This window comes from Tamlana crocina (assembly GCF_012037625.1).
Genome location: NZ_JAAVJS010000017.1, coordinates 46,249 through 67,553 on the forward strand (window position 1 = coordinate 46,249; position 21,305 = coordinate 67,553).

At 38.0% G+C, this 21,305-nt stretch carries 16 protein-coding genes; 4 read left to right on the forward strand and 12 right to left on the reverse strand.

Features of this window, described 5'->3' with window-relative positions:
• Positions 1-2: 2 nt before the first annotated feature.
• The gene (gene bshC, locus HC176_RS12220) at positions 3-1,604 is read right to left on the reverse strand and encodes a bacillithiol biosynthesis cysteine-adding enzyme BshC (RefSeq protein ID WP_167918689.1); all 1,602 of its coding nucleotides are present in this window, start codon (positions 1,602-1,604) and stop codon (positions 3-5) included.
• 204 nt (positions 1,605-1,808) lie between these two features.
• Here bshC and HC176_RS12225 point away from each other — a divergent pair, with 204 nt between their 5' ends.
• The gene (locus HC176_RS12225) at positions 1,809-3,074 is read left to right on the forward strand and encodes a carboxypeptidase-like regulatory domain-containing protein (protein WP_167918691.1); all 1,266 of its coding nucleotides are present in this window, start codon (positions 1,809-1,811) and stop codon (positions 3,072-3,074) included.
• A 35-nt stretch (positions 3,075-3,109) separates the two neighbouring features.
• Positions 3,110-3,910, forward strand: coding sequence for a TerC family protein (locus tag HC176_RS12230; protein WP_167918693.1), 801 nt, complete (start codon positions 3,110-3,112; stop codon positions 3,908-3,910).
• Here HC176_RS12230 and HC176_RS12235 read toward each other — a convergent pair.
• The 6 genes from HC176_RS12235 to HC176_RS12260 all read right to left on the reverse strand — a co-directional run bounded on the left by HC176_RS12235 (position 3,907) and on the right by HC176_RS12260 (position 12,653).
• Positions 3,907-6,573: a DNA gyrase/topoisomerase IV subunit A gene (locus HC176_RS12235; RefSeq protein WP_167918694.1), complete on the reverse strand. Its 2,667-nt coding sequence runs from the start codon at positions 6,571-6,573 to the stop codon at positions 3,907-3,909. The two genes, HC176_RS12230 and HC176_RS12235, sit on opposite strands and share 4 nt — an antisense overlap.
• Before the next feature lie 158 nt (positions 6,574-6,731).
• Positions 6,732-8,585 (reverse strand): DNA topoisomerase IV subunit B, encoded by a 1,854-nt coding sequence (locus tag HC176_RS12240; protein WP_167918695.1) that lies wholly within the window; start codon positions 8,583-8,585, stop codon positions 6,732-6,734.
• A 118-nt stretch (positions 8,586-8,703) separates the two neighbouring features.
• On the reverse strand, positions 8,704-9,609 hold the full coding sequence (locus HC176_RS12245; protein ID WP_167918696.1) for a DMT family transporter: 906 nt from the start codon (positions 9,607-9,609) through the stop codon (positions 8,704-8,706).
• A 61-nt stretch (positions 9,610-9,670) separates the two neighbouring features.
• Entirely contained in the window at positions 9,671-10,159 is a 489-nt protein-coding gene (locus HC176_RS12250) for an SRPBCC family protein (RefSeq protein WP_167918697.1), read from the reverse strand.
• A gap of 136 nt (positions 10,160-10,295) precedes the next feature.
• Positions 10,296-11,390: a redox-regulated ATPase YchF gene (ychF, locus tag HC176_RS12255; protein ID WP_167918699.1), complete on the reverse strand. Its 1,095-nt coding sequence runs from the start codon at positions 11,388-11,390 to the stop codon at positions 10,296-10,298.
• Between the two features lie 195 nt (positions 11,391-11,585).
• Positions 11,586-12,653: a hypothetical protein gene (locus HC176_RS12260; RefSeq protein ID WP_167918701.1), complete on the reverse strand. Its 1,068-nt coding sequence runs from the start codon at positions 12,651-12,653 to the stop codon at positions 11,586-11,588.
• Positions 12,654-12,866: 213 nt separating this feature from the next.
• On the opposite strand from HC176_RS12260, the gene HC176_RS12265 reads away from it, so the two are divergent.
• Together HC176_RS12265 and HC176_RS12270 are read left to right on the forward strand one after the other, a co-directional pair.
• Positions 12,867-14,336 carry a carboxypeptidase-like regulatory domain-containing protein gene (locus HC176_RS12265; protein WP_167918703.1) on the forward strand — a complete coding sequence of 490 codons (1,470 nt, stop codon included), beginning with the start codon at positions 12,867-12,869 and terminating at the stop codon, positions 14,334-14,336.
• Positions 14,337-14,408: 72 nt separating this feature from the next.
• Positions 14,409-15,965, forward strand: coding sequence for a hypothetical protein (locus HC176_RS12270; RefSeq protein ID WP_167918705.1), 1,557 nt, complete (start codon positions 14,409-14,411; stop codon positions 15,963-15,965).
• Between the two features lie 105 nt (positions 15,966-16,070).
• On the opposite strand, the gene HC176_RS12275 is transcribed toward HC176_RS12270, so the two are convergent.
• The 5 genes from HC176_RS12275 to HC176_RS12295 form a co-directional block, all read right to left on the reverse strand.
• Positions 16,071-17,063 (reverse strand): Gfo/Idh/MocA family protein, encoded by a 993-nt coding sequence (locus HC176_RS12275; protein ID WP_167918707.1) that lies wholly within the window; start codon positions 17,061-17,063, stop codon positions 16,071-16,073.
• A gap of 338 nt (positions 17,064-17,401) precedes the next feature.
• Positions 17,402-19,300: a caspase family protein gene (locus tag HC176_RS12280; protein WP_167918709.1), complete on the reverse strand. Its 1,899-nt coding sequence runs from the start codon at positions 19,298-19,300 to the stop codon at positions 17,402-17,404.
• A gap of 1 nt (position 19,301) precedes the next feature.
• On the reverse strand, positions 19,302-19,676 hold the full coding sequence (locus HC176_RS12285) for an effector-associated constant component EACC1 (RefSeq protein WP_167918711.1): 375 nt from the start codon (positions 19,674-19,676) through the stop codon (positions 19,302-19,304).
• A 107-nt stretch (positions 19,677-19,783) separates the two neighbouring features.
• Positions 19,784-20,395 carry a thiamine diphosphokinase gene (locus HC176_RS12290; RefSeq protein ID WP_167918713.1) on the reverse strand — a complete coding sequence of 204 codons (612 nt, stop codon included), beginning with the start codon at positions 20,393-20,395 and terminating at the stop codon, positions 19,784-19,786.
• Positions 20,396-20,457: 62 nt separating this feature from the next.
• Positions 20,458-21,300, reverse strand: a complete 843-nt coding sequence (locus HC176_RS12295) for a hypothetical protein (protein WP_167918715.1) — start codon at positions 21,298-21,300, stop codon at positions 20,458-20,460.
• Between the last annotated feature and the right edge of the window lie 5 nt (positions 21,301-21,305).

The window sequence follows — 21,305 nt, forward strand, 5'->3', positions numbered from 1 at the left end:
AATTATAAAGTAAGGATTGAAAACTCGTTTTTGAGCGGCTCTAAACTTTTAACCAAACTTACAATTAAATCCTCTCCATATTCCAGATAAAATTCTGAAAAATTGGTATTTCGCTCTTGCAAACTTTGGTTTGGAAATAATTCATTTTGAAGACCGGTCATTCTGGCAACCTCATCAGAGAGCTTTCTTTTTTGGGCTTTCAGCAACCGCTTTTCAAGATGCTCCAGTCCTTTTAATTGTTTTGTTTCCTGCGCGCTTACCGCTCCCAAAAACGATTTATCGGTCTCTTTGGCCAACTGGTATAGTGCTTCAAACTGTTGTTTTAAGTGTTCCTTTTGGTTTGAAAAATCAATATCTATATTCGATATTTCCCGCACCTTTTTGTTTATGAACGAATCTCTTTTCAGGAAAATATCTTCTGATGATATATTTAATTTTTGAAGTTTTTGGGCTTGGTTTTCAGACTGAATCAATACGGAATTTCTTAATAACAATATCGGAAACGGCACCTTTTCATGTTCAAAAAATTGCTTCAATTGAAACCAGTATGCCAGCTCGCCACCACCACCAATGTAGCAGAGGTTTGGCAAAATCACTTCTTGGTACAACGGGCGCATAATTACATTGGGCGAAAAACGCTCGGGCACCTCATTGAGGTGTTTTAGCATCTCACTTTTGCTCCAAGAAAGGTCGGTATTTAAAACTTTGTAAGTACCATCCTCAAAAACAATGCGCTCACGTAAATTTTGATCTAAATAAAACAGATTGATTTCGCGCGGATTAACCTGTATTTTATAGTTTTCGGGAAGTTGATTAATTTGTTCATTGGTTTGAGAAACCTGCTTAAAGGAAGTTTGTTTCAGCAATTCCGCTTCCATAAATGGCACAAACTCCTTTTTCAATGCGGCATCGTTTCCATCAACAATTACCAATCCGTAATCCTTAAACAACGCATTGGCTAAAAATCGGGTGGCGTCGGTTAAATTATTATGCTTCAAATAAGCCTCGCTAAAAAGGTGCTTTAGATTCTCCGCATTTTTACTGGACCCCAAATCTTGAGAAAACAGATTGAAAACAGCCTCTAAACCCTCTGTGGACAGTTCGCCTACGGCTCCACTGGCATTTTTATTCCAATGGATTTTCTTTCCTTTAAAATTGAAGTAATTGATCTCTTCAAAATCGTGGTCTTCTGTTGCCATCCAATATACGGGCACAAAATTGAATTCGGGATAGGCTTTCTTCAGCTCATTGGAAAGGTTTATGGCCGAAACAATTTTATACAGAAAATAAAGTGGGCCCGTAAACAAATTTAATTGGTGCCCCGTTGTAACCGTAAATGCATTTGAAAATTTGAGCGCCTCAATATTTTGAAGTGTTTCATGTGAAGCCTCTACCGAACGGTATTGTGCTTTAAGTGCAGAAACCAAAACCGCTCTCGAATCATCTGAAAACGATGCCCCCTTTTCTTCAATTTGGCTTTTAAAGTTTTCCAGTTCTGGAAACCGATTATAAAATGGCGCCAACTGTGGGTTTTCATCTAAATAATCACAGATTAGCGGAGAAAAATAGCCTGTTTTACGAAACGTTATTGAATTGTGCTGCATGCTTCGGTTTAAAATCGTGTAAATATAAGGCTATTCTATTTTTTGAAATCTAAAAATAACGTTAAGAGTTCTACCCAAGGGTTTTTAATGTTTCCATAAAACCCCACTCCACAACACCAATAACCAACTGAACACCAACAGCCTATTGCAAAAATGTGATTTTTTTAGTATCTTAAGATATTATTTCACCGAAAAACAATTGCCATGCGACACTCCACTTTTTCTCGATTCATCTGGACCTTAGCATTATTTTTAATGTTTGCCGGAACCGCTTTTACCCAAACCGAAGACAACTTTAAAGCCATTCAGGGCAAAGTTGTTGATGCCGACACTAACGCCCCTTTAATTTTTACCGATATTGTTATTGACAAAACGAATATTAGCACCGTAACGAACGGTCAGGGCGAATTCTTACTAAAAATACCAGAAGCTTATTTAGATGGTTCAATTAAAATATCCCATTTGGGTTATGAAAAAATGACCGTGAGCATAGCATCCTTCGAAGACAACGAAAAAATAAAACTCAAACCCGCCCCTACAAAGCTTAATGAAGTAAGCCTAATTGCCTTACCAAACCAAGATGCCCGCGAGTTGGTAATTAACACCTTGAAAAAGAAAAGCTCGATTTACAACAATAACAACACGTTAATGACAGCCTTTTACCGGGAAACCATAAAAAAACGTCGTAAAAACGCTTCGTTATCTGAAGCGGTGGTAAAAATACATAAGCAGCCTTATAACAATTTTAGAAATGACCATATTGAATTGATTAAGGCCAGAAAAAAAACCGACTACTCGAAACTAGACACCATTGCTCTTAAATTGCAAGGCGGGCCGTTTAGCAACCTTTATACCGATATTATAAAATATCCAGAGTATATTTTTACGGAAGAAAGTATGCCCATGTATCAATTTAGTTTCGACCACCCCACAACCGTAAACAACGACCTTGTATATGTTGTTGATTTCAAACAGAAAAAACATATCTCAACGCCACTTTACTACGGCAAGCTATACATTGATGCGAAAACCTTGGCCCTAACCAGTGCTGTTTACAGCTTAAATGTTTCCAATAAAGACCTCTCCAGCCAAATGTTTGTGCGTAAAAAACCAAGAAGGGTTGATGTGCAGCCCAAAGAGGCAAACTATAGAGTAAATTACCGCACCCAAAACGGTAAATGGCATTACGCCTACAGTAACATATCCCTTACGTTTAAAGTTAATTGGAAGGGCAAATTATTCAACAGCACATATACCCTTAGCAGCGAAATGGCCATAACCGATTGGAAAATAAAAGACCCTGCACTGGTCAGAAATAAAAATACGCTTTTACGGCCCTCAACCATTTTAACGGAAAAGGCATCTGGCTTTTCCGACCCTAGATTTTGGGGCGAATACAATATAATTGAGCCCGAAAAATCTATTGAATCCGCGATAAAAAAAATACAGCGACAATTGAAGCGCACCTAAATATTCACTACATTTATCAATAAACTTTTTGAATTTTGATAGATTTTTTCTTGAGCAGTGATGCCATAATGGCCTTGCTAACCCTTACGTTTTTAGAAATTATTTTAGGGATTGACAATATTGTTTTTATCTCTATTATCGCAAACAAATTACCAGAGCACCAGCAATCAAAAGCTACAAAAATCGGATTGATTTTAGCGATGGTACAACGCGTTGTGCTTCTATTTTTTGTTAGCTTCTTAGTCGGTTTAAAAGAACCCTTTTATACCTTTAATTCGTCTTGGCTGCAAATAGCTATAAGTTGGCAGGCGGTAATATTATTTGTTGGAGGACTGTTTTTAATATACAAAAGCACCTCTGAAATCCATGAAAAAGTAGAACACCCCAATCACGACCAGAACCAACTCAACCAGAAAAAACTAAATAGCCTGTCGCAAGGCTTGGTTCAAATATTGATCATCGATTTTATATTTTCAATCGATTCTATTTTAACCGCCGTAGGCATGACCAATGGGTTACACCCCAACAACAACTACACCTTAGTTTTAATGATAATTGCGGTTGTTATTTCCATTATTATCATGATTGCGTTTGCCAACCCCATTCGCGAATTCATAAAAAACCATCCCAGTATGCAAATATTGGGCTTAGCTTTTTTAATATTAATTGGTTTTATGCTCATTACAGAAGCCGCACATCTCTCGCACACCAAATTCTTTGGAAACGAGGTGGGTGCCATACCCAAAGGATACCTTTATTTTGCGATAGCCTTTTCGCTATTTATTGAATTTCTAAATTTTAGAATCACTAAAAACACGAAAAAATCGCAAGGTTAAAACAGTGTGGTTTGCCCTTCGCCTCCCGGACCAGAATCACCTTTTCCGTTATCGGAATTTGACACGTTTTGACCCTGCTGTGCAGAAGAAACTTTTGATGACACATCGGTTTCATCAACCACTTCCAAATCATCGGCATGCACTTCTTCTGGTGCTTCGTATGGCAACGGGTCAAGTAAATTAATTTGGTTAACCTTATCTTTTGTAAGTTGGTTGCCCAAAGCAGAAATCCCTTTAATGGCAATAAATTCCTCAAGATTGACCACAAGGTTATCTTTTCTGTCCTTTCCGCGCTCTTTAGCAAAAACAACCTCAGCCATGGGTTTCCAGTCGGTCGAAACGATTTCAAGCTGCGAATTAGGGTGATCGGAAATAAAAGACTCTTCCTTGCCCTCTTGTTCAATTAGAAAACGTTTCACGTAGTAGAGTTCTTTTTCGCCATTGTAATAAACGGCAGAAATAGGTTTTTTAGGCACCCATTTTTCCAGAACAATCATGTCGTCATCAAAATGCATGGTTACTTCGGGGGTAACCGTTTTTACCATACCACTTTGATTAATGATTAAAAGCTTGTCTTCACCCCTAAACTCTCCAATCAGTTCTCCTCGTCCGTCTAAATTTAAACGCTGAACGGTGTCATCAAACCAAATTTTCCGTGGTTTTAAAGTTGAAATCCCCTTCTCCTTTAACTCGACACGTTTTACGGCATATTTGGTAACCAAATTTCCTTTTGAGGTTCTACCTTTTATCAAAATATCGGCAAAATCGATATCCCATTTTAGCTTTTTAATACTGCCTGCCTGGCGCAATAACACGGTAACCACTTCCGCCTCGCCATTCGGGTTCGCAGAAAAATACAACACCGTAGAGCCTTTGTTTCCATTGGTTAAATCGTACTCCCTATCGCGCGTAATACTCGTTACAGCAAAACGCTTGATGTATGATGGGCCTTTTTTGCCATCGCGATAGATCATATTATAAATAGTGCGCTTATCTTTCTTTTTGAACACCGCAACGTGAATAATATCTTTCCCTACAAAGGTTTTGGCATCTACCTTGGTCACCATCATTTTACCTTCTTTGGTAAACACGATGATGTCATCAATATCACTACAATCGCACACGTATTCATCGCGCCGCAACGATGTTCCTATAAAACCTTCACTCCTATTTACGTATAACTTGGTATTTCTAATAACCACTTTTGTGGCATCAACGTCATCGAAAATTCGGATTTCGGTTTTGCGTTCGCGCCCCTCGCCATAAACTTTTTTCAGTCGTTTAAAATAATCTATGGCAAAATCGATTAAGTGTTCCAAATGATGCTTTACTTGAGCAATCTCTTCCTCTAAAGCATCAATTTTTTGCTGGGCCTTATCGATGTCGAATTTAGAAATTCGCTTAATTCTAATTTCTGTTAAACGAACAATATCTTCTTCGGTAACCGCGCGTTTTAAATGTTTGATATGTGGCTGAAGACCTTTATCGATGGCCTTTATAACCCCTTCCCAAGTTTCTTCTTCTTCAATATCTCGGTAAATGCGGTTTTCAATAAAAATACGCTCCAACGACGCAAAATGCCACTGTTCTTCAAGCTCGCCAAGTTTAATCTCAAGTTCCTGCTTTAGCAGCTGAACCGTATTATCGGTACTCCTTCTCAGCATTTCTGAAACTCCTATAAACAAAGGCTTGTTATCTTCAATAACGCATCCCAAAGGCGATATGGAACTTTCGCAATTGGTAAAGGCGTACAGCGCATCGATGGTTTTGTCGGGAGATAAACCTGAGGGCAAATGCACCAGTATTTCTACTTCGGCGGCCGTGTTGTCCTCAATTTTCTTGATTTTAATTTTGCCCTTATCGTTAGCTTTTAAAATAGAATCGATTAACGAGGATGTGGTCGTACCAAAGGGCAATTCGGTTATGGCCAAAGTAGTTTTATCTACCTGAGAAATACGTGCCCTAACGCGAACCTTTCCTCCTCTTAGCCCATCGTTGTAGTTGGAAAAATCTGCTATTCCCGCCGTTGGAAAATCGGGTAACAACGTGAATCGTTTCCCCTGCAGATGCTTTACGGAAGCATCGATAAGCTCAATAAAATTATGTGGCAATATTTTGGTGGAAAGCCCTACGGCAATCCCCTCTCCGCCTTGAGCCAACAACAACGGAAACTTTACTGGTAAATTGATGGGTTCTTTTCGGCGGCCATCATAACTAGCCTGCCATTCGGTAATTTTGGGACTGTAAACCACATCTAAAGCGAATTTTGACAAACGCGCTTCAATGTATCGAGACGCAGCCGCACTATCGCCCGTTAAAATATTACCCCAGTTCCCTTGGGTATCGATCAACAAATCTTTCTGACCGATTTGCACCATGGCATCGGCAATACTAGCATCGCCATGTGGATGATACTGCATGGTATGCCCCACAATGTTGGCCACTTTATTGTAGCGCCCATCGTCGAGGTCTTTCATAGAATGCATAATACGACGTTGAACCGGTTTAAAACCGTCTTCAATAGCGGGAACCGCCCGTTCTAAAATAACGTACGATGCATAGTCCAAAAACCAATCTTTGTACATGCCCGTAACACGGGTTATGGTTTCTTGGGGCTCTCCGTCGTTTTTATTTAAATCGTCGTCGTTTTCTTCTTCTATCATTAAAAACTATAATTGTTTTTAGGTTTTCCACTTAACATTACCTTTCCTACTCTACGAAATCTATGTACTTGCTCGCTACTGGTGCGCCTATGCAAGTGTTCGTAAGATCTCTTTTTTGTATTTTTATTGTACAACATAACTGTTTTATATTTTTTAGATTATTCTTCTATCACATCCAGTTCAACCTTCAAGTTATCGATGATGAACTCTTGCCTTGATGGTGTATTTTTCCCCATGTAGAACGATAACAATTCATCTATAGACATGCCATCGTCCAGCATCACGGGATCTAAACGCATATCTTCGCCAATAAAATGCTTAAACTCATCGGGCGAAATTTCACCAAGCCCTTTAAATCGGGTTATCTCTGGTTTTGGCTTCAACTTTTCAATAGCGTTAATGCGCTCCTCTTCGGTATAGCAATAAATGGTTTCTTTTTTATTCCGAACACGGAACAAAGGCGTTTGTAAAATATACAAGTGCCCTTCTTTGATTACCTCTGGAAAAAACTGAAGGAAAAAAGTAATTAACAACAACCGAATGTGCATACCATCAACATCGGCATCGGTAGCGATAACCACATTGTTATAGCGTAAATCTTCTAGCGATTCCTCAATATTTAAAGCTGCTTGAAGCAGGTTGAACTCTTCGTTTTCGTAAACAATTTTTTTTGTTAGTCCGTAGCAATTTAACGGTTTTCCTTTTAAACTGAATACCGCTTGCGTGTTTACGTCGCGCGATTTTGTAATACTTCCCGAAGCCGAATCTCCCTCTGTGATAAACAAAGTGGTTTCTAGGTTTCGGTCGTTTTTGGTATCGCCAAAATGTATGCGGCAATCGCGTAATTTCTTATTATGCAGACTAGCCTTTTTAGCACGATCTCTGGCCAGTTTTCGGATTCCCGAAAGTTCCTTCCGTTCGCGTTCGGCCTGCAGAATTTTACGTTGGATTTTATCGGCCGTATCTTGATTTTTATGGAGGTAATTATCGAGATGGGTTTTTACAAAATCGTTAACGTACGTTCGTACCGTTGGGTACTCGCCCCCCATATCGGTAGAGCCCAATTTTGTTTTGGTCTGACTCTCGAAAACAGGCTCCATCACCTTTATTGAAATGGCTGCCACAACCGATTTCCTAATATCGGAAGCATCGTAGTTTTTTCCATAAAACTCGCGAATGGTTTTCACCAAAGCCTCACGAAATGCATTTAAGTGCGTTCCTCCTTGAGTGGTATTTTGTCCGTTAACAAACGAATGATACTCTTCGCTATACTGGGTTTTATTGTGGGTTAATGCCACTTCAATATCGTCGCCCCTCAAATGGATGATGGGGTACAGCAAATCGGATTCATTGATGTTTTCGTTCAATAAATCCTTTAACCCATTTTCACTGAAAAATTTTTCACCGTTAAAAACAATGGTCAGCCCCGGATTGAGGTACACGTAGTTTTTAAGCATTTTCACCACATATTCACTTCGGAATTTGTAGTTTTTGAAAATCGTAGCATCTGGAACGAAAGACACTTTGGTGCCTTTTCTGCGGGAAGTATCGTCCAGGCTTTCTTCATTGGTAAGGTTTCCTTGTTCGAACTCCGCAGAAGCCGATTTTCCGTCACGCGTCGATTCCACCCTAAAGTAAGTTGAAAGTGCGTTAACCGCCTTGGTACCCACCCCATTTAATCCTACCGATTTTTTAAAGGCCTTGGAGTCGTATTTTCCTCCGGTGTTCATTTTCGAAACCACATCGACCACCTTACCCAACGGAATGCCTCGTCCGTAATCGCGAACAATCACTTTATTCCCTTGGATGGAAATTTCTATGGTCTTTCCGGCTCCCATCACAAACTCATCAATGGAGTTGTCCAAAACTTCCTTTAACAGAATGTAAATACCATCATCTGGCGAACTGCCATCACCCAACTTACCAATATACATACCCGGACGCATTCTAATATGCTCCTTCCAGTCTAACGAACGTATATTGTCTTCGGTATATTTGGTTTCTTCCGCCATAAATCTATTTAAGTGAATTTTCGTGAGGGGTTGCTAATATAATATAACCATTTAAAAAATGAAAAAGCCCCAACACAAAATAATTAACAATATAGCAGGATTTGTTGAGAAACCAAATTTAGGCAAACGACTTCTTTTTTATTGACACTAGCCATATCCCAACAATAACCCCAAAAGCACCAATCCACTGCATGAGTGTTAAATGTTCATTCAAAAAAATGGAAGCCAAAACAATGGTTGAAATAGGCCCGATACCTGAAATAACGGCAAAATTTGAGGAATTGATTCGGTTGATGGCTTCTGAAACCAAATACGACGGAATTACCGTTGCAAAAATGGCTATTAAAAACCCAAGCAAATAGACTTGCCAGCTTAAATTTAAAATGTTTGTTCTTGAAAAAACGCCATAATGAATGAACACGCAAACACAGGACACCAACATAGCATACGATGTAAACCTTACCACACCCAACTTTGGGATCAACCACCCACTGCCCACCAAATAAGTGGCATACGTAATGGCACAAAGCAAAATTAAAATCCCACCGATAAAGGCCTCTTTTCCTGTTACTGCCGCCTCTCCCCAAAAGGCCACAATGATACCCAAATAGCTCAATGCAATAGCGATAATTTGAATTTTTGTGATAGGCTTTTGCAAAAAGATTTTATTGAACACCAAAACCATGGTGGGATACAAAAACAGAATGATGCGCTCTAAGCTTGCCGATATATATTCTAAGCCAACAAAATCGAAATAACTGGACAAATAGTAACCCAAAAAACCGAAAAACAGCACCCAAGCGTAATCTTTTCCTAAAATACTTACTTCACTTTTCTTTCTGCTGTAAATAATGGCTATGACCAAATAAAACGGAAACGAAAACAACATACGCAATAGCAAAACACTCAGCGCATCCACATCATATTTGTAGGCCAATTTGACCATAACCGCTTTTGAAGAAAATAGCACGATACCCAAAATACCGAGCAATATGCCGTAAACGAATGATTTTTTTGATTTCATTCAACTAAAATAAAAACGGCACAAATAAACAAGCAATATAAGTCGTAGCGTTTTACGACGTTCAGCTAAGTACTAGCTTTGCTCCTATTTGGTTTTTAGCTATGGCTTCGGCTTTTTCCTTTAAAAAACGATTTCGTCTTTCCAACAATTTGAACATATAACGCTTTAAAAACAACACATTTGCCAATTTCCCAAGTGCTCCGTAAGGCGATTTGAAGTCAAAAATATCGGTCATTACGGTTTTTCCATTTTCTTCCCTGAACCTATGCTCATGCTTAAACGACTTAAAGGCGCCGAACACCATTTCGTCTACAAAATAATAGGGCGCATCAAATTCAGTTATCTTTGAAGTTAAATGCTGTACTACCCCAAAGTGTTTCGCCTCCCAGCTTACCCATTCACCTTGGCTTATTAAGCCAGATATTTTTCCTGCTATTGCTTTTTCTTCGGAAAACCTTAATGATTCTTGATGGATATCAATATTTCTGGCTACATCAAAACATGTTTTGATATCGGCATTGATTTCGGTTTCAAGTTTAATTATAGGCATTTTAATACACTCATTTTAAGCTATGGAACATTACCTAAAAAGTCTTTTTTTTAGGACACACAACATATAATTAATTCACTTTAAAATGCTAAGGTTTTATAAAATTTAATTGATAGACACTAGGGGCTAGTACTTTTTAAACATTAAACAAGAAATGCATCACGTCACCATCTTTTACAATGTAGTTTTTTCCCTCAACGCGCATTTTACCAGCTTCTTTTACCTTGGCTTCACTTCCAAAGTTAACGTAATCGTCGTAACCAATCACTTCTGCTCGGATAAATCCTTTTTCAAAATCGGTGTGAATGACGCCGGCCGCTTGTGGCGCAGTAGCCCCGATAGCAACCGTCCATGCACGTACTTCTTTTACACCTGCGGTAAAATAAGTTTGTTGGCTCAATAATTTATAGGCGCCACGGATTAATTTTGCTGAACCTGGCTCGTCCAATCCAATATCCTGCAAAAACATTTGGCGCTCTTCGTAGTCGTCCAATTCATTAATATCGGCTTCCGTTCCAACGGCCAAAACCAAAACTTCGGCGTTTTCATCTTTTACGGCTTCCTTTACTTTTTCAACAAATGCATTTCCCGAAACCGCAGCACCTTCATCCACATTACAAACATACATTACAGGCTTATCAGTAATAAACTGGTTGGGTTTTACGTAATCGGCATAATCATCTTCCGAAAACTCCAAGGCTCTAACCGAAGTTCCTGATTCCAAACCGGCTTTAATTTTCAACAATACAGCCTCTTCCGCTTGGGCTTCTTTACTCCCCGTTTTTGCGGCACGCTTAACTTTGTCCAGCTTTTTTTCAGCAGTTTCCAAATCCTTAAGCTGCAATTCCATATCGATGGTCTCTTTGTCGCGAATGGGGTTTACGCTGCCATCAACATGCACAATATTATCATTTTCAAAACAACGCAACACATGCAATATCGCATCGGTTTCACGAATATTAGCCAAAAACTGATTGCCCAAACCTTCGCCTTTACTGGCGCCTTTTACCAATCCGGCAATATCAACAATCTCGACAGTTGCAGGAATAACACGTTCTGGTTTCACCAACGATTCCAGTTTTTCCAATCTTGGGTCTGGTACGTTTACCACACCAATATTAGGTTCAATAGTACAAAACGGAAAGTTGGCACTTTGCGCTTTAGCGTTAGACAAACAATTAAACAACGTTGATTTTCCTACGTTTGGTAATCCTACAATACCTGCTTTCATAAGCCTTTCCCTAGCCCTTTCCAAAGGAAAGGGAACAAATTCGGGTAAATTAAATTATACATTAAACTTCTCCATCACACAACCTTCCTTTTGGGAAGGAAAGAGGATGGGCTTTTGCGAGTGCAAATGTAACTATTTAGTAGGATATTTATCAGACTGACTAATAATTAATCAAGCAAAATTATTTAGCTATGACTACAATCGGTTTTTATTCAGTATACCCAAAAAATCATTTACAGCTTTAAAAGCAAACTCACATTCCTCTTTGGTCGGCTTCTTGTTTTCATGAACGATATCGTTTCTGATTTTACGGATACTATCTATTTTACCCAAAACCCCTCTATCGTAATCTGTTATGTTATTTAGAATAAGTGGCAATTCAACATTAATTAGATAACTTATGGGTATATCTTTTTTAAAATCTTTGAGCCTCTTTTTTGAAACACCGTTAGCTAATTTATATTTGGTTAACTTATCTACAATAAGAACCTCAATCATCGTAAATAATTCTAAAATACCGTATTTATAATTGTTGTTAACGTAAAATTCTTCTTTTGCTTTGAGATAAAATTCATCAATTTGTGAAATCTTATTTTTTGAATCTATAAATTTTTTTATCACCTCACCATTTTTATCAAAATCCATGTTTCTTTTTGAGCCTATTGTAAAAGAATTAGGCATTTTCAAACTTTTAATACCTAGCGAAACACTTCTTTCTGCATTTAACCTTTTATTAATCGCCATACCCAATTCTTCTTTCGAATATAAAATTTTACCCTCTCTTGTTACAATCAATTCGTGATTCAAATCATCAGGAAATTTTGAATAAATATCACCTGATTTCACTCTGTAAATCTTCAGGAAATACTTTAATATTTCCGCAAACTTCTCCTCTAAATTATTAGTTTTTTCAATATCATCCACTTCTATTTCAAACAATAAATTTGTCATATCTCTTGTCCTGTAGGAGTTACAGTTTTTTCCGATATTTTCAACAATAAGTTTTGAATTTTCAATTTGAACAAAAAATTTTTTATCCGATACTTCTATCCTATTCTTTTTTAAATTACTCTCAGTTTGATTGCCTGATATTTTATTTGTGATTATATCATTGTTATAGTCCAAAATTTCCAATACAGTTGCATGTTGCTGCACTCTAACAGAGAAGTTATACCCTTCAAAATTCAGCAGTACTCCAAAACCTTCTTTTAGAGCTATTAATCCCGGATAAGTAACCACTTTGTATAGTAAACCTTTTTTCATTCTTATTGAATTTTATTGATGTATTCTATTATTTCTCTTTAAATATAAGAAGGTTATTAATAACCAAAGTTGAAACTTGAACAATTCTACCAAACCTAATTACTATTTTACAAAAGAACACCCTACCTTTATTATTTTGCCATTTTAGTAACATAATCCATCTTCAATCGTTTGATAGTTAGAAAAGCCCAAAACGGGCATGGATTAAATTTTATGGCAAAAAAAGCGATTTTGTTTATGGCCTTCGGTCTATTTGTTTTTTCGGGGTTTGCGCAAGCGATTACCGCTAGAGTCATCTCTAAAAACAACGGTGGACCCATTGCGTATGCTTCCGTTAAAACGGGTGCGCACAGCGGCGTTATTTCTAACGACGAGGGTTATTTCACCATTCAAAACCAAAATGCCCCCATCACCATTTCGTGCATGGGCTACCAAAACAGAACGCTTTCGGTACAACAAATACAAGAATCCAATTTCACGATCGAATTGGCCGATGCCGTTAACCAACTTAGCGAAGTATTGATCAGCAATAAAATACCGAATGCCGATTCGATTATAGCCGAAGTGAGGCGCAACATCAGCAAAAACTACGATTACGACCTTAACCGTCACCCTATTTTCAGAAGGAATTCTGAACAGACCAACTTTGAAAACTTGGATTTTGAAATTGAAAAGGCATCACACATCAGTAAAACAAATATTGAAAAATTGAATGCGAATATGCATACTCTCTCCCAAAAAATCCGCGAAAGCGATATGGTGCATTTTACCGATATTAAGGGCGAACTCGCCACGTTTAATTTAGACAGCAGCAAACTTTCGGTGCAAAAAGCCACAAAATTGTTGGATTACAAAAACGACCTCTCGATTGAAGATATCCAACAAAAGGCACAAAATTTGGTTTTAACCTATCTGGATACCACCAAAACCTACAAACTTAAATCAGGTATTTTTAAAATTGAGGATTCGTTGTCACTGACGGACGAGGTGCTCAAAGAAAATAACAAAAATGAATTTGAAGTGAAACATCTCAATAACGATACTCGCCATTTATTAAGGCATGCGCAGTTTTTCGAAAACTCCTTTTTAAACAAAATTACCGATAGCAATCTTTATGAATTTACTTTTGAGGATATTACCCAGAGCAACAACGAGCCTACTTACATTATACAATTTGAGCCACGACGCGGAAAAAGTAAACATGCGGGCAAAATTTATGTGAGCCACTCCACTTATGCCATAACCCGTTTGGACTACGGCTTTTATAAAAACAGACACGGCAGCAAACTGAACCTTAAACTACTTTTGGGCGTTAAATATATTGCCAATGTTGATGAGGGCACTCTACTTTTTGAAAAAAACGCCCAAAACATCTATCACCCAAAATACATCAAACAAACCACCGGCAGCTATTTTTATGTAAGCCGTGATTTAAAACTTATTGAAAACAGCACTGCTAAACATAAAATAGGATTGACTTTTAAAATTGAAGGCCGCAATACCATTAAAAAAGAAATGCTGTTTTCCCAAAATAGTAAACTCAGCCAGAGCGAATTTGCTAACATCGAACAAACCAAAAAAGGCGAATACCAAATTTTAAGCAAGTTCGATAAAACCCTTTGGGAAAGCGAAGACACTTTGGAACCACCAGAAGAAATGAAGGCTTTTGAGGTAAATGACTAACCTAAATAGGTAGTCAAACAAAAACTCTATTTTTTTCCTACATTTACCTCAATAACTTTTTACAACACTTTTATGAGAAAGCCTATACTCGCCTTAATTCTATTGTTTTTTGTACAATTAAACCATGCGCAACGGGATATTTCGGTTGAATTTGGAAGCGTATTTAAAAATGATAAGCGCGAAATACCGATAGATATTATTGGCAAAGACGAAAACGGTTATTATCTACTTTATTCCGAAGGGAAATACGGCCAAGGCGACGATATGTATTTAAGGCAATTCAACCTAGATTTAACACCTTCCGGAAAGGAAATCAATTTAAAGGACGACACCTACGAAGGTAAATTTAATTCATTGGGGCTTGTAAAAATAAAGGACAACATAACCCACGTTTTTTATCTGCTTACAGATGAAGGCAAAACATTCTACTACCAAAATACCGATTTAAAAACGTTTTCGTTAGGCCCAAAACAGTTAATCACTACCATTGAAAATGACACCAAAAGTGCCAGAAACTCGTTAAGCCGATTTATGATCAGTGAAGATGAAAACACCATTTTTCTATTTTACACCATCCCGAATAAAAACAAAGAAACGGCAAAAATCAGGGTTCAAACATTCGATTCCAGTTTTAATGAAAAATCTATTTCGTCATACGAATTGCCATTTAAAAACGACGTGCTTTCATTCCGCAAGATATTTATAAACAATAAAAATGAGCTTTTCATTCTTTGTAAAAAGTATGATTCCTATAAAATATTAGCCGACGGAAACAACAAACGATACGAATACCTTCTTTACAAAGTAGAACCCGAAAAGCTTAACCTACTTTCTACCGTAAGGTCGCCCAAAGTTCACTTAAGAAATCTTAATATTACGCTAATAAACGACAACGAATTAATTTTATCTGGGCTAACTTCAAAAAAGAACATATACGCCATGACAGGGGTTTTCAGTTCTAAAATTAACTTGAATACAGGTGAAAAAATTTACTCTAAGCACACCCCACTTTCGGCTGAGTTTTTTGCGCAATTACTTGAAGATGGCAAGAAAAAAAACAAAGCCATTGAAAAATATAACGACGGAAAAAGGGAAAATCAAAATTATGTTCTTCAACAAACCCTTAAACTCGATAATGATGAAGTACTCGTTTTAGCCGAACAAGTTTGGTCTTACACTTACAATTATGCCACAACCTACTACCACCATAATATTGCCGCCATTAAACTAGACGCCAATGGTGACCTGATTTGGGCTAAAAAAATCGGAAAAAGAAACGACAAACCCAATGTGCCCATTTACAGTTCGTATTTTCCAATATGCAAAAACAACCATTTATTTTTGTTGTACAATTGCAGCGAAAAGAACCTAAACCACAAAAGTGGCCATTTAGCCAATTATTTTACAGATTTTGACCGCGCGTTTATTGCCACAGATTTAAACCTCAATACAGGCGATTATATTAGAAAACCATTAATTAGAAATTTTCAACTGGAAGATATCACCATTAGACCCTTACTGTATAATTGGATGAGCGATGACACCTTACTTATGTTTGGTCAAGATATAGACAACCTGAAAAACCAACGTTTCGTTAAAATAAAATTTAACCCTGAAGGCATGGAATGAACTATTGTGAAGTTTGAAAGCTGGAAGCAAGAAGTTTGTCATGCTGAGCGCAGTCGAAGCATCTCTTTTTTGAAATTTGGAATTTAGCCCTTTGGAATTTGAAAATCAAAACTGGCTATTATAAATTTCCAAAATCATTTCGGTGGCATTTCTGGCCGATTCGCCAGAAATTAAGCAATCACCGCCAGTTTGTATCGCAGCAATAAAATCGTTTAAAATCATTTCATGATTAGTGGTATCGGCCACGGCCGCCGTAGCTGCACCTGTATGGGTATTTTCGTTTGGGGTTTGCGCTGTTGGGTTTTCAACACCTTCAATATCCCAGTGAGTAATCACATCGTTATCTAAAATCAAATAGCCTTTACTAGTGTAAATTTCCATTTTCGCAGGAAAACCGGGTTTTGTGGCCGTTGATGCGGTAATGGTTCCAATCATTCCAGAATCGTGAAGGCAAATAGCCGCACCGTGGTCTTCCACTTCAATATCGTGAACGAAAGTCCCTAATTGACTCACCAGTTTTTTGGGTTTTCCAAAGAACCAATAATATAAATCGATATAATGGCAAGCTTGCTGAATAAATGGCCCACCACCATCAATTTTATACGTTCCCCGATAAGGAGCGGAATCATAGTAAGCATCATCTCGATAGTTCTTGACCGATAAATCCACTGAAAAAACACGTCCCAATTCACCCGAATCAATCATTTTTTTTACAATGGGATTGTCTGAACTGTAGCGCCGTTGATACGCTACACCCAATTTCACATCGTTTTTTTTACTGGCTTCAATCATTTTATCGATAGCCTCCAAAGTAATATCGATGGGCTTTTCGCAAAGCACGTGCTTTCCTTTGTTGGCTGCTTCAACAGCGCTAATATGATGCAATCCGTTTGGTGTACAAATTATAACCGCATTAAAATCAATCGTTACTTCCGAAATACTTTTAAAAAAAGGCAAGTGATTTAAAGCTTTTGGTTTTTCAGATTTTCGGGAAACCACTCCCACAACTTCGGCTTTTGAAATATTATTGACTGCGGAAAGATATGTGGAAGCAATATTGCCACTGCCCACAATGACGAACTTGATGGTTTTAGTCATGTTTTAACTTTATTTGAAAACTATCGGACTGGTGCGCTAGTTGCCACTAAGATATGAAGTTTATTTTACAACAATTACCTGCCTAAAATTCATTTTCATTAATTTAATTAAGAACACCCGTTCTCAATCATAAAATTGCCCGTCACCCTGAATTGTCACACTGAGCGTAGTCGAAGTGTTGTTTCAGGGTCTCATCTTAAAATGGTAATCTACAAACAATATGAGATCCTGAATCAAGCTCGATAACTATCGGGACAGCATGACGAAAACAAGGTATTATCAAAACAGACAATCAAATTTAATTTCAGTGACCCAAATACTTTTAAAAAAACAACAAACTAATTTCCCGTTTTTTGCAGCGTCCATCGCCGTCCCAATAGATCTGTACCGGAAATGTTACCATTGGGATCCATTTGAAGGCTTACACTTCCACTATCCGGAACAGTACCACTAAAGAGGGAAACCATAACATTATAAGACAATAATTTGTTGTACGGATTGTAGCCCCAAGTGCCACTTATTTGCGAGAAACCATCAACACTTTGTTGCGTTCCACTCAGGGCTCCCCCAACGTTGAAATAAAGATTTAAATAAGATATTTGCTGGCCGAATTGATAAATATAAATATTCCAAGCCCCGGGCATATAAATATTGTTTTGCGGGGGCGGTGGGTTTTCCGGAGGTTGCGTATTTGAGTTTGTATTTTGATTGGGCGGATTATTAATATGCGTTGTAAAATTAGGTTCGACGGCGAGTTTTTTATTTTTGATCAACCCATAAATCTGTTCCGCCATTTTCCAAGTCTGTCCGGCTCCAAACCAACTGAACACATAGAAATACATCATTTTCTTAACCCCATCATAATTCCCAGAAATCCCCATGTAATTATAGGTATAACCGGGGTTGATGTCCTGCGGATAATAATCTAAAACATCAATATCTTTAATAGTAATTTTAACGTCGCCAACAAATTCAATTCGATCTGAAAACACTTCAATCACACCAGATTGCTCAGAATTATCCACCACTGCTTTCGCTTGGTTGATGTGTCGCATTTTCACATCCTTAAAAACCAACAGCTTTGTTGAACGCACAGAGGAATCTTTACCCAAAACGTGTTGTTCCTTTTTTTGGGGTTCGGCTGTCTTTTCTTGCTCCGGTTTTACAATTAGTGGTTCTAATTTTTCCACCGTTACCCTAATGGTTTTAGAGCCTCCGCCGCTTTTATCCTTTACCCTAATGCTCCCACGGTTCATCCCTGCTTTCGGTGTTAATTTGAGCTTTATATAGGTATCATGGGTTTCAATAGCTATCCAATCACAATCACAGGTGGCCTCCCAATCCAATTCTCCACTGCCTTCATTAAAAACATCTATAATTTCATCGAGCAATTTTTCATTGGCTTTAACCGCTAAATGGTCTATCCGTTGCTCCGATACGTTAAGCTTTGGTTTCCCACTGCCCAAATTCAGGGTTTTGTTTTCAACTTTTTCCGGTTTCAACGGGCTTTGAACCAAAACTTTTCGTTTACACAGCGGAAGATCCCCCGAGGTATCGCCAAATTTCCGTTGCGGACGTTGTTTGGTTTCCTTGTAAATTCTTGGAAAAATATACTCGTAAACCTCATTAACGCTAACGTACCCATCTTGATTTTGATCAATCCCTTCACTTAAAAGCGCTTCGTGGAGGTATTTTGTAAACGGACTTGGCCCATCGGGATTATCGGTATCGGTGGTCAATTCTTCGGAAGTTGAACTTGTAATCACAAAACGGCCTTCGCCTTGTAACGACTGGGGTAAATCGCCACCTTTAAATCCGCCGCTGTGGCAGCAGTCGAATATTAAAATATGTTTTCTAGTTTGGCAAGATTCCAAAAGCATATTTAATGCATTATCAGAAATTGTTGTAGAAATCAGGGAATCTTTTTTTGAGTTTTTGGCGCACAAATACAGTCGGCTCATTCTGTCCTGCAATCCATGTCCGCTATAATAAAATAAGGATTGGTCGGTATATTTTAAGCTTTTGAAAAACTGCTCTAAGGCTGATAAAATTTCACCCGATGTGGCATTTAAAAGCGTTGTAATATTTTTTTCCTCAAACAAACCCTTTTCGGGATTGCAAAGGGCTTCTTTTAAAATTTTTATGTCGTTTGCAGGCCCATTAAGCTTAGGTAATCCGTGGGGATCCTCTGGGAATTCATTGTTAGCAATGAGTATCGCTTTATAGGTCGCATCCATATCATGCTGTTTTATCTATAGCCTTTTGGAGAAATTGCTTTAAGGTATTTTTATCGATACCATTAGCATCGGCGGTAATCGACACCGTCTTTCCGTCAATATTTGCAGACAATTCGATTTTTGTGGAACGATCTCTAGCCAGCCAAGCTTTAATAATATCAACTATACCGGTGACTACTGCCGGCCCGATGGTAACTATTAAGGTTTCTAGCCCACCTTTCATACCTTCCACGGGGTCTATTCTTTTTTCCACCTTTGTTGCCCGGCCCTGTAAATCGCTAACCAACAAGTTTTTTTGTTGTGCCCATCTAGGGTCATTTTTATCAAAAAAATCGGAAGTTGGATTAAAAATCACTTCTACCTGCTTATTTTCCATAATTGCTGTATTTAGGCTCTATTCCAAAATTACAGAAATTATTTAGATCTTCGGTTTTATATTCTTGTTTTTTTTAGCATACCCTTATGTTTTTCAACAAGTTAAACCTACTTGCATTTGTTCACAAACACAAACAAAAAACCGCTGTTAAACCGAATGGTTACGTGGTTTGCAATAGCAAGGTTACGCTCACCAATTTTTTCTCCAAAAATTAGGGTTGAGTTGGTTAAGGGGTATTTTAGTCCCTGAGTGGTAATGCCTTTAGCTTCGGGAAACGGAATTAAGGACACAGTTTTACCCTTACTGTTTTTTATTTCGGTGGTGTTTTCGGCTAAAAAGTAATAGCCGTAATTATCAAAAAAAATAAGGTTCAAATCATTTCGCCAAACCATAGCGATGTGCAGGTTGCTTAAAAAGTGATCTTGCTCCTTTCCGCTGGCACCAAACACATGGATGTTTTTATAACCTCTTTCAAAAAGAATCTTCAAAATCTTTTCAAAATCGGTATAATTTTGGTCTGGGGTTTCAATCACCTCAATGCTTTTCGGAAGCTCTTCCAACGAGTCGAAATCTCCGCTTATAAAATCGGGAACAACTGCCTTTTCCATTAAAAACCGATAAGCCCCATCGGTAGCGCACACCAAATCGTAGCTCGACAAATCGGGAAGCGTTTCGGGGCGTTCGCCATCAATTAAAAGAAATACCTTAGTTTGGTTCATTATGCTAAAATAAAAAATCCCAAGCTAAAAAGCTCGGGATTTAGTTTTAAACCTTTTTCTCGCTAATTTGAATGTTCTACAAACACCTTAGCCCCTTCGTGCTTTATAATACAACCATCTTCAGAAATAGTGGTAATCTTTCCATAAATACTGGATTCAAAACCCGAAGTAAACTTATGCTCGATTACTTCAATTTCCATACTTATATCTAAGGAAGTTCCTGCCGGTATGTTAACCGGTGGAGCGGGAAAAGTAACAGCTTTTGAGCCTTCAGTGGAAACATAAGTAAAGTGCGCATATTCAACAGAAAATGTTGGCCCGGCAGTAACCGTAAAAACTGTTGTTACAATTTTGCCCGAATCATGAGGCACTCCAGTTAATATTTCATTCTTGGTTACACTAAAATTTTGAGTGCTTGGTACGAAAAAATAGTGAACGGATTGATTGTCAAATTCATTCGATTCATCAACTGTATTGAGCGTATCAATGGTGATGGTCTCCTTATACATGCCACATCCCAACGGGCCAATTGGACCAAAGGAAATGGAATCTTGTGCCGAACTTGCCAGTTGTGGTCCATTAATGGTTTCTTCATAAATAGTTGTGTTGGGTATGGTATCGAAACCATAATTGCCAACAATAGCCTGAAACACCATAGGTTGAATTCTATCTCTAATCACATAGGAAGCATTCACATCGGCATTACCATTATTCACTAAATTTCTTTGTACCATAAATGATTGCGGTGGAACAATATTTACCGAATCATTTATGCCCAATTGCTCAACCATGATTTTATCGAGTTGCGGACTATATGTTTTTTCGCCTAGCCCTACCAAATTGGGCTTACAGGAAAACAAATAAAAAAGAATAAAACACGAGAATAGAAGACAGAGATTTTTCATGATGT